Here is a 9714-nt window from a genome sequence, read left to right as displayed (position 1 = left end):
CCGCCCCTGGCGGGGAGGCGACCGGTGCCTTGGCTGCCGCCCGCTGACAGGAGGCGCCCCGTGCCCGGGCTCGCGCCCGTTGGCGGGGAGGCGCCCGCTGACGGGGGGCGCCCCGTGCCTGGGCTGCCGCCCGCTGACGGGGGGCGACCCGTGCCCTGGGCTGCCGCCCCTGGCGGGGAGGCGACCGGTGCCTGGGCTGCCGCCCGCTGACGGGGGGGCGACCCGTGCCTGGGCTGCCGTCCGCTATGGGGAGGCGACCCGTGCCCTGGGCTGCCGCCCCTGGCGGGGAGGCGACCGGTGCCTTGGCTGCCGCCCGCTGACAGGAGGCGCCCCGTGCCCGGGCTCGCGCCCGTTGGCGGGGAGGCGCCCCCTGACGGGGAGGCGACCCGTGCCTGGGCTGCCGCCCGCTGACGGGGAGGCGACCCGTGCCTGGGCTGCCGCCCCCTGACGGGGAGGCGACCCGTGCCCGGGCTGCGCCACGGACTCCCGCGAGACTGCGCATGAGCTGCGCCCGCGCCCAGGGCGACCCGCAGCACCGGCGCCGGTCAGGAGGCCGGTGGCCTCGTCCCGGTGGGGTGAGAGGGGTATCGCGGCTGCGGTGAGGTGGCGCCCTCTCGGGGAGTCCCACGGCCACCGGGGCGGCACCCGCCCTTCAGACCCCCGCCGCCGTGATCAGCGCGTGGACCACCCGTTCGTCCTCGCCCATCTCGGGGTGCCATTGCACCCCCACCACCCAGGGGCCGTCGGGCCGTTCGATCGCTTCCACCGTGCCGTCCTCCGCGTGGGCGGACGGGATCAGGCCGGTGCCGAGGCGGTCGACCGCCTGGTGATGGTAGGTGGGGACCGACGTCTCCTCGGGGACGGCGTCGGCGTACCGCGTGCCCGGGACGGGCTTGACCGGGTGGCGGCCGAAGACGCCCGGCACCTCCGCGTGGCCGTCGATGTGCTGGACCAGGGTGCCGCCCAGGGCGACGTTTAGCAGCTGCATGCCCCGGCAGATGCCGAGCAGCGGCACGCCCCGCTCCAGGGCGGCGCGGATCAGCGCCAGCTCCCAGGCGTCCCGGGCCCGGGCCGGAGGCCCCGTGCGAGGGCCGGGCTCGGCGCCGTAGTGGACGGGCTCCACGTCCGGGCCGCCCGCGATGACCAGGCCGTCCAGCCGGGCCACGGCCGCCGCCGCGTGCTGCGGCGCGTCCGGCGGGAGCATCGCCGCCAGTCCGCCCGCCCGCTGCACCAGCCGCGGATAGCCGGCCGGCAAGAGCGCGGCGTCCAGCTGCCACACGCCCCACCGCACGCCCGACTCCGCGTACGTACTGATGCCGATCAGTGGCCTGCCCGACACCCGGACACCTCCCTCTTCCTCAGTCCCGCGCCAGCTCCGCCTCGGCGGCAGCCAGCGCCGCGAACTCCTCCTCCGGCGCCTTCGCCACCAGATGCCTGCGGCTGTACAGCCCGAAGTAGGCCAGCGCCACGATGTACACCGCCAGCGCGATGAACGCCGCCGTCACGTCCACCAGGAACGTCGCCACCAGCGCCGCGCAGGCCAGCACCAGCGCCACCGACGAGGTCAGCACCCCGCCGGGCGTCCGGTACGGCCGATGCAGCTCCGGCTCGCGGCGGCGCAGCACGATGTGGGACAGCGACATCAGCGCGTAGGAGATCGTCGCACCGAAGACCGCGATGTTCAGCATCCGCGCCCCGTTGCCCGTGCTCGCGGCGAGCGCGAAGCCGATCGCGCCCGGGACCACCAGACCGAGGTACGGCGCCCGGCGGCTGCTGGTCAGGGACAGGAAGCGGGGCAGGTAACCCGCCCGGGACAGGGCGAACAGCTGCCGCGAACCTGCGTAGATCAGCGAGAAGAACGAGGCGACGAGCCCCGCGAGTCCCGCGTAGTTCACGATCCTGCTCAGCACCGTCGCCTCGCCGTCCGGCTGGAGCGCCTCCACCAGCGGGTTGCCCGCGTCCTGGATCGCGGCCGAGCCGCGCGCCCCCGCCGCCGTGAAGAAGGTCATCAGGGCCAGCACCACCAGGATGCCCATCGACCAGCGGATCGCGCGCGGCAGCGTACGGGCCGGCTCCCGGGTCTCCTCGGCGGCCAGCGGCACGCCCTCCACGCCCAGGAAGAACCACATGCCGAACGGGAACGCCGCCCAGATCCCGAGCAGCCCCATCGGCAGCCAGGAACTCGCGCCCAACGCCGAGGTGTCCACCGGGATGTCGTCCAGCGACGACGCGTCGAACTCGGGCAGCGCCGCCAGCGCGAACACCACCAGCGCCGCCACCGCGATGCCGGTGACGACGAAGCTGAAACGGAGCGCCTCGCCCACGCCCCACAGGTGGATGCCGATGAAGACGATGAAGCAGGCCAGGTAGACCGGCCAGCCCGACTCCAGGCCGAACAGGCCGAGCGACTCGACGTAGTCGCCGATGAAGATGGAGATCGCGGCCGGCGCGAGGACGTACTCGATGAGGATGGCCGTGCCGGTGAGGAAGCCGCCCCACGGGCCGAGCGCCCGGCGGGCGAAGCCGTAGCCGCCGCCCGCAGTGGGCAGGATCGACGACAGCTCCGCGAGCGCGAACACCATGCAGGTGTACATGGCGCCCATCAGGACCATGGCGATCGCCAGACCGCCGAAGCCGCCCTCGGCCAGGCCGAAGTTCCAGCCGGAGTAGTCGCCGGAGACGACGTAGGCGACGCCGAGGCCGGTCAGCAGCAGCCAGCCGGCGCTGCCCCGGCGCAGTTTCCGGCGCTCCAGGTAGTCGTCGGGCTCGCCGGCGGGTTCACGGGATGCGGATAGGCTCACGGCACGGCTCCCCAGGAGGCGGTGTGGCGCGGAAGATGGTAATGGAACGGATCCAGACCTTTGTGGGCCCATACCTTCGTGGCGCACCCGGCGCGCGCGCAACCCCCGTGCGTTAAGCCGCGGTAAACCCTGCCCCGGTCCGCCGCGCGCCACACCGTCAGGCGAGGAACCCCCGCAACAGCGCCGCCGTCCCCGCACAGTGCTCCCGCATCACCTCGCGCGCCCCGTCCGCGTCCCCCTCGAGCACCGCCTCCACCAGTGCCGCGTGCTGCCGCTGCGAGTGCTCCAGGTTGCGCACCAGCAGCGGGATGCAGTCCAGCAGGTCGTTCACCGTCGCCCGGACGGCCGCGTACTGCGCCGTCAGGGTGGGCGAGCCGGACAGCTCCGCCAGGGTGAGGTGGAACAGCGTGTCCGCCCGCCGGTAGTCGCCCAGCGGCGCCTCCTGCGTACCCGCCAGCGCCTCACGCAGGCGCCCCGCCTGCTCGCCCGTCAGCCCGTGCGCCGCGCACAGCCCGGCCGCGCCCACCTCCAGCACCTCCCGGAAGCGCAGCACGTCCTCGATGTCCACCTCGGCGATCCGCCGCCGCAGCTCCTCCTCGCCCGCGTCCGTGGGTCGGGGCAGCACGAACGTTCCGCCGTACCGGCCGCGCCGCGACTCCACCAGGCCCTGGTCCTGGAGCACCTTCAGCACCTCGCGCAGCGTCACGCGGCTGATCCCCAGCCGCTCCGACAGCTCCCGCTCGGCCGGCAGCCGCTCCCCGCCCGCCACCAGACCCAGCCGCACCACCTGGAGGATCTGCTCCAGCGCCTCCTCGAAGCCGTTGCCCGCACGGACCTGCCGCAGCACCGGCGCCAGCCGGTCCCCGACCGCGCCGACCGCATCCTTGGGCATCTGGTCGCGCCCCCTTCCCAAGCAATGGTTTCCGGCAATACCTTATGGCTCCCGGCTGACCGAAGAAGCCCCAGGAGGCCCTCCCGTGGCAGACCGCACACCCCCGCTTCCCGTCGAGGAGCTGCACGCCCTCGTCGCGGCCGGCGAGATCGACACTGTCGTCCTGGCCTTCCCCGACATGCAAGGCCGCCTCCAGGGCAAGCGGTTCGCCGCCCGCTTCTTCCTCGACGAGGTCCTCCACCACGGCACCGAGGGCTGCAACTACCTGCTCGCCGTCGACGCCGACATGAACACCGTCGACGGCTACGCCATGTCCTCCTGGGAGACCGGCTACGGCGACTTCGCCATGTACCCGGACCTGGACACGCTGCGCCGCCTCCCCTGGAACGAGGGCACGGCGATGGTCACCGCCGACCTCGCCTGGGCCGACGGCTCCCCGGTGGCCGCCGCGCCCCGGCAGATACTGCGCCGGCAGCTCGACCGGCTCGCCGCCCTCGGCTACACCGCCCAGGTCGGCACCGAGCTGGAGTTCATCGTCTTCAAGGACACCTACGAGCAGGCCTGGGACGCCGGCTACCGCGGCCTCACCCCGGCCAACCAGTACAACGTCGACTACTCGGTGCTCGGCACCGGACGCATCGAGCCCCTGCTGCGCCGCATCCGCAACGAGATGGCCGGCGCCGGCCTCACCGTCGAGTCCGCCAAGGGCGAGTGCAACCCCGGCCAGCACGAGATCGCCTTCCGCTACGACGAGGCCCTGGTCACCTGCGACCAGCACGCGATCTACAAGACCGGCGCCAAGGAGATCGCCGCGCAGGAGGGCGTCTCCCTCACCTTCATGGCCAAGTACAACGAACGTGAGGGCAACTCCTGCCACATCCACCTCTCGCTCGCCGACCTCGGCGGCGACAGCGCCATGCCGGACTCCCCGGAGGACCCGGACAGCATGTCCGAGGTGATGCGCCACTTCCTCGCCGGGCAGCTCGCCGCACTCCGCGAGTTCTCCCTCCTCTACGCCCCGCACATCAACAGCTACAAGCGCTTCCAGCCGGGCTCCTTCGCCCCCACCGCCGTCGCCTGGGGCCACGACAACCGCACCTGCGCACTGCGCGTGGTCGGCCACGGCCGCTCCCTGCGCTTCGAGAACCGGCTGCCCGGCGGGGACGTCAACCCCTACCTCGCCGTCGCCGGCATGGTCGCCGCCGGCCTGCACGGCATCGAGCAGCGTCTGGAACTGCCCGAGCCCTGCGCGGGCAACGCCTACACCGCGGGCTTCGACCACGTCCCCACCACGCTCCGCGAGGCCGCCGAGCTGTGGGAGCACAGCGAGATCGCCAAGGCGGCCTTCGGCGAGGAGGTCGTCGCCCACTACCGCAACATGGCGCGCGTCGAGATCGACGCCTTCGACGCCGCGGTCACCGACTGGGAGCTGCGCCGCTCCTTCGAACGCATGTGAGGCCTCGAGTGTCCGACCAGCCCGCCGAGCTCCAGGTGCGCAACCCCGCCACCGAGGAGGTCATCGCCACCGTCCCGGCCGCGAGCCCCGCCGACGTGGACGCCGCAGTCGCCCGCGCGGCCCGCGCGCAGACCGCCTGGGCCGCCCTCGCTCCCGGTGAACGCGCCCGTCTGCTGCGCCGGTTCGCCGCCGCCGTCGACGACCACGTCGAGGAACTCGCCCGGCTGGAGGTCCGCGAGGCCGGCCACACCCTCGGCAACGCCCGCTGGGAGGCGGGCAACGTCCGCGACCTGCTCGACTACGCGGCCGGGGGAGTGGAACGCCTCACCGGCCGGCAGATCCCCGTGCCGGGCGGCGTCGACGTCACCTTCCTCGAACCGCTCGGCGTCGTCGGTGTCATCGCACCCTGGAACTTCCCCATGCCCATCGCGGCCTGGGGCACCGCCCCCGCCCTCGCCGCCGGCAACGCGGTCCTGCTCAAACCCGCCGAGACCACCCCTCTCACCGCCCTGCGCCTCGCCGAACTCGCCCTGGACGCGGGGCTTCCCGAGGGCCTGTTCCAGGTGCTCCCCGGACACGGCCCGGTCACAGGCAACGCCCTGGTCGAGCACCCCGGCGTCGCCAAGATCGTGTTCACCGGGTCGACGGCCGTCGGCAAGCAGGTGTGGGCCAAGGGGGCCGACCGCCTCAAGCGGGTCACCCTCGAACTCGGGGGCAAGAGCCCCAACATCGTCTTCGCCGACGCCGACCTGGAGGCCGCAGCGGCAGCCGCCCCCATGTCGTTCCTCGACAACGCCGGGCAGGACTGCTGCGCCCGCACCCGCGTCCTCGTGGAACGGACCGCCTACGACCGTTTCCTGGAGCTGCTCACGCCCGCGATCGAGGCCGTCCGCGTCGGCGACCCGGGCGCTGACGAGGACGTCGACATGGGCCCGCTGATCTCCCGCAGCCAGCTCGACCGCGTCCGCTCCTACGTCCCCGGCACTCTCGACGGCATCCGCGGCAAGGCCCCCGAAGGCCCCGGCTACTGGTTCCCGCCCACTGTCCTGACGGGCGTGGCCCCGGACGACCGGGTCGCCGTGGAGGAGGTCTTCGGGCCCGTCGCCGTCGTCCTGCCCTTCGACGACGAGGCCGACGCCGTCCGCCTGGCCAACGCCACCGACTACGGACTCGCCGGCTCGCTGTGGACCCGGGACGTCGGCCGCGCCCTGCGCGTCGCCCGCGCCGTGCGCGCGGGCAACCTGTCGGTCAACTCGCACTCCAGCGTGCGCTACTGGACCCCCTTCGGCGGGTTCAAGCAGTCCGGCGTGGGCCGCGAACTGGGCCCGGACGCCCTGACCGCCTTCACCGAAACCAAGAACGTCTTCATCAGCACGGAGGCCTGACCGCACATGAGCGAGGACATCATCTGCCGCCGCCTGACCGGCCGCACCGCCGTCGTCACCGGGGCCGGCAGCGGCATCGGGCTCGCGTCCGCGCGCCGCCTCGCCTCCGAGGGGGCGAACGTGGTCTGCGCGGACGTCGACGAGGTCCGCGGCAAGGCCGCCGCCGAGGAGACCGGCGGGATCTTCGTGAGCACCGACGTCACCGACCCCGAACAGGTAGAGGCGCTGTTCCGCACCGCGTACGAGACGTACGGCAGCGTCGACGTCGCCTTCAACAACGCGGGGATCTCACCGCCCGACGACGACTCCATCCTGGAGACCGGCCTGGAGGCGTGGAAGCGGGTCCAGGAGGTCAACCTCACCTCCGTCTACCTGTGCTGCAAGGCCGCCATCCCCTACATGCGGGAGCAGGGCAGGGGCTCCATCATCAACACCGCGTCGTTCGTGGCCCGGATGGGCGCGGCCACCTCTCAGATCTCGTACACCGCCTCCAAGGGCGGCGTGCTCGCCATGTCCCGTGAGCTCGGCGTGCAGTTCGCCCGGGAGGGCATCCGGGTCAACGCGCTGTGCCCCGGACCGGTCAACACCCCGCTGCTCCAGGAACTGTTCGCCAAGGACCCGGAGCGGGCCGCGCGCCGGCTGGTGCACATCCCGCTCGGCCGGTTCGCCGAGGCCGAGGAGATCGCCGCCGCCGTCGCCTTCCTGGCCAGCGACGACTCGTCCTTCGTCAACGCGACCGACTTCCTCGTCGACGGCGGCATCTCGGGGGCGTACGTCACACCGCTGTAGCGGGCGGCACGCGGTGACGACGCCCGTCGTTACAGTGCCCGGATGAGCATGACGCCCCCGCCCGGCTGGTACCCCGACCCGCACGCCCCGCACCTGGAGCGCTGGTGGGACGGCACGGTCTGGACCGAGCACCGGCGGACGGCGGCTTCCGGTCCCGCGTCGGCTCCCGGTTCCGCGTCCGCTTCCGGTCCCGCGTCGGCGGTGGGGGCGGGCGGCTTCGGTGCGCCGGGCGCCCCTCACCCGCCGGGCGCGCCCGGTACGCCGGGGCCGTACGGGGCGGCGGGGGGCTTCGGTCCTCCGGCCCCGCCCGGCGGTGGCGGTACCGGCGGCTCGGGCGGGTCCGGCGGGACCAGGGCCGTCGCGCTGACCGTCGCCGGGGCCGTGCTGGTCGCCGCCGTCGTCGCCGGGGCCGTGGCGCTCACCCGTGACGACGAGGACCCCGAGGTCCGCACCGGGCCCAGCCCGACCGCCCCCGCGCCCACGACGGAGTCCACGCGGCCGTCGCCCTCACCGACCGCCTCGGAGCCCGCGCCGGAGGACGAGGGTGTGGTCGTGGACGAGCTGAACGGCGTCACCTTCCCGCTCCTCGACGGCTGGGTCCGCCCCCAGCACGTGGTCGAGAAGGACGCCGTCATGACCACCGACGGCACCCACGACTGCCCCGGCGAGGGCTCCCTCTGCCGCGGCGGCATGGTCGTCTCCCGTACGGTGACCGCCACCGACGAGTCCTCACCCCGTGCCCTCGCCCAGGCGGACATCTCCGAGGCCGCCGAGGAGACCTTCGACGAGGACAGCCTTGGCAACCGGCCCTACGGCGGCATGGAGTCCCACCAGGTCGTCAAGGCGGGCCCCGTCGCAGTGGCGGGCCGCGCCGGATACCTGGTGCGCTGGCGGGTGACCACCGCCAAGGGCTCAGGCGGCTACGTCCAGTCCCTCGTCTTCCCGTCCAGCGTCGGCACCGAGTCCCCGGTCCTCGTCCGCTTCCTCTTCGAGGCGGGCCCGGACGGACCGCCCGTGGCCGACATGGACCGCATCACCAAGGGCATCCGCTCGACCGCCGACCAGGCGTCCGGCGGCGGGGTCGGCAGCAGCATCGGGCCGACCGGCTGAGCGGCCGCGCGGCGGGCACGGCGCGGCTACAGGGCACAGGGCTTCTGGGCTACAGGGCTACAGGAAGGTGTGCCCCTCACCCCGGTACGTCGGCACGGTCGCCGTCACGGCGTCCCCCTCGACCAGGTGCAGCGTGTCGAACCGCTCGCACAGCTCGCCCGCCTTGGCGTGCCGGAACCACACCTTGTCACCGATCAGCAGATCGTCCGCGACGGGCCCCAGCAACGGCGTCTGCACCTCACCGGCGCCCTCCTGCGGGTCGTAGCGCAGCCCTTCCGGCAGATACGGCACCGGCAGCCGGTCCGCGCCGGGCGCGCCGGACGCCGGGTAGCCGCCGCCCAGCACCGTCACCACGCCGACCCCGGGCCGCCGCACCACCGGCAGGGCGAACAGAGCGGCCGGACGGCCCGTGAACGACGTGTAGTTGTCGAACAGCCGCGGTACGTACAGGCCCGACCCGGCCGCGATCTCGGTCACCGAGTCCTCCGCCGCCGTGTGCTGCACGCTGCCCGTGCCGCCGCCGTTGACGAACTCCAGGTCCGGCACGACCTCCCGCACCGCCCGCACCACCGCGGCCCTCCGCTCGGCGAGTTCACGGCGCGCGGCCGCCTGCATCAGCCGCACCGCGCGAGACCGCAGCGGCCGTCCGGCCACCGAGTCCCCGACGCCGGCCACATGCCCCTCGTACGCCATGATCCCGACGACCTGGAACCCCGGCCGGCGGGCCACCGCGCGGGCCACCTCGGCGACCTGGGCGGGGGAGTGCAGCGGGGAACGGCGGGCGCCGATCCGCACCCGCCCGCCGAGCAGCTTCAGTGCGGTGTCCAACTCCAGGCACACGCGCACGACTTCACTGCCGCCGGCCCGCGCCGCGTCGATCAGGTCCAGCTGCGCCGGATCGTCGATCATGACCGTGACGGCGGCGGCGAGCTTGGGATCGGCGGCGAGTTCGGCATACCCGGCGCGGTCGGCGGACGGGTAGGCGAGGAGGACGTCGTCGAAACCGGAGCGGGCCAGCCACAGCGACTCGGCGAGCGTGAACGACATGATCCCCGCGAAACCCGCGCGGGCCAGGACACGTTCGAGCAGCGCCCGGCAGCGCACGGACTTGCTGGCGACCCGGATCGGCTTGCCCCCGGCACGGCGGACCAGATCGTCCGCGTTGGCGTCGAAGGCGTCCAGATCCACGATCGCGACGGGGGCGTCGAGCTGTGCGGTGGCCCGGTTGTAACGGGCCCGGTCGGCGGCGCGCGCAGTCATGACCGCAGCCTGCCAGACCGG

Annotated in this window: 8 protein-coding genes; 4 read left to right on the top strand and 4 right to left on the bottom strand. The window is 73.8% G+C overall.

Annotation, left to right across the window (positions count from 1 at the left end; all coding sequences use genetic code 11):
• Positions 1-652: 652 nt before the first annotated feature.
• The 3 genes from ACF1AG_RS28830 to ACF1AG_RS28820 all read right to left on the bottom strand — a co-directional run bounded on the left by ACF1AG_RS28830 (position 653) and on the right by ACF1AG_RS28820 (position 3693).
• On the bottom strand, positions 653-1339 hold the full coding sequence (locus ACF1AG_RS28830; protein WP_359752503.1) for a gamma-glutamyl-gamma-aminobutyrate hydrolase family protein: 687 nt from the start codon (positions 1337-1339) through the stop codon (positions 653-655).
• 19 nt (positions 1340-1358) lie between these two features.
• The gene (gene eat / locus ACF1AG_RS28825) at positions 1359-2873 is read right to left on the bottom strand and encodes an ethanolamine permease (RefSeq protein WP_387796895.1); all 1515 of its coding nucleotides are present in this window, start codon (positions 2871-2873) and stop codon (positions 1359-1361) included.
• A gap of 85 nt (positions 2874-2958) precedes the next feature.
• On the bottom strand, positions 2959-3693 hold the full coding sequence (locus ACF1AG_RS28820) for a FadR/GntR family transcriptional regulator (protein ID WP_387796694.1): 735 nt from the start codon (positions 3691-3693) through the stop codon (positions 2959-2961).
• An 85-nt stretch (positions 3694-3778) separates the two neighbouring features.
• Between ACF1AG_RS28820 and ACF1AG_RS28815 the strand changes: the two genes are divergently transcribed.
• Genes ACF1AG_RS28815 through ACF1AG_RS28800 form a run of 4 tightly spaced genes read left to right on the top strand, consistent with a single transcriptional unit; the run spans position 3779 to position 8433 of the window.
• Positions 3779-5149, top strand: coding sequence for a glutamine synthetase family protein (locus tag ACF1AG_RS28815; RefSeq protein WP_359600855.1), 1371 nt, complete (start codon positions 3779-3781; stop codon positions 5147-5149).
• Positions 5150-5157: 8 nt separating this feature from the next.
• Complete coding sequence (locus ACF1AG_RS28810; protein ID WP_387796696.1) at positions 5158-6534, top strand: aldehyde dehydrogenase family protein; 1377 nt, start codon at positions 5158-5160, stop codon at positions 6532-6534.
• Between the two features lie 6 nt (positions 6535-6540).
• Positions 6541-7323 carry a 3-oxoacyl-ACP reductase gene (locus ACF1AG_RS28805; protein WP_349790754.1) on the top strand — a complete coding sequence of 261 codons (783 nt, stop codon included), beginning with the start codon at positions 6541-6543 and terminating at the stop codon, positions 7321-7323.
• A 48-nt stretch (positions 7324-7371) separates the two neighbouring features.
• A complete protein-coding gene (locus ACF1AG_RS28800) occupies positions 7372-8433 on the top strand; it encodes a DUF2510 domain-containing protein (protein ID WP_387796897.1) in 1062 nt (353 codons plus the stop codon).
• 57 nt (positions 8434-8490) lie between these two features.
• Here the strand turns inward: ACF1AG_RS28800 and ACF1AG_RS28795 are convergent, their stop codons facing one another.
• On the bottom strand, positions 8491-9693 hold the full coding sequence (locus tag ACF1AG_RS28795) for an amino acid deaminase/aldolase (protein WP_391810617.1): 1203 nt from the start codon (positions 9691-9693) through the stop codon (positions 8491-8493).
• Between the last annotated feature and the right edge of the window lie 21 nt (positions 9694-9714).

The organism is Streptomyces sp. NPDC014764 (genome assembly GCF_043082785.1).
Classification (GTDB): Bacteria; Actinomycetota; Actinomycetes; order Streptomycetales; family Streptomycetaceae; genus Streptomyces; species Streptomyces althioticus.
Note: the sequence above shows the minus strand (reverse complement) of the source record. Positions and strands in the feature narration are given on the sequence as shown.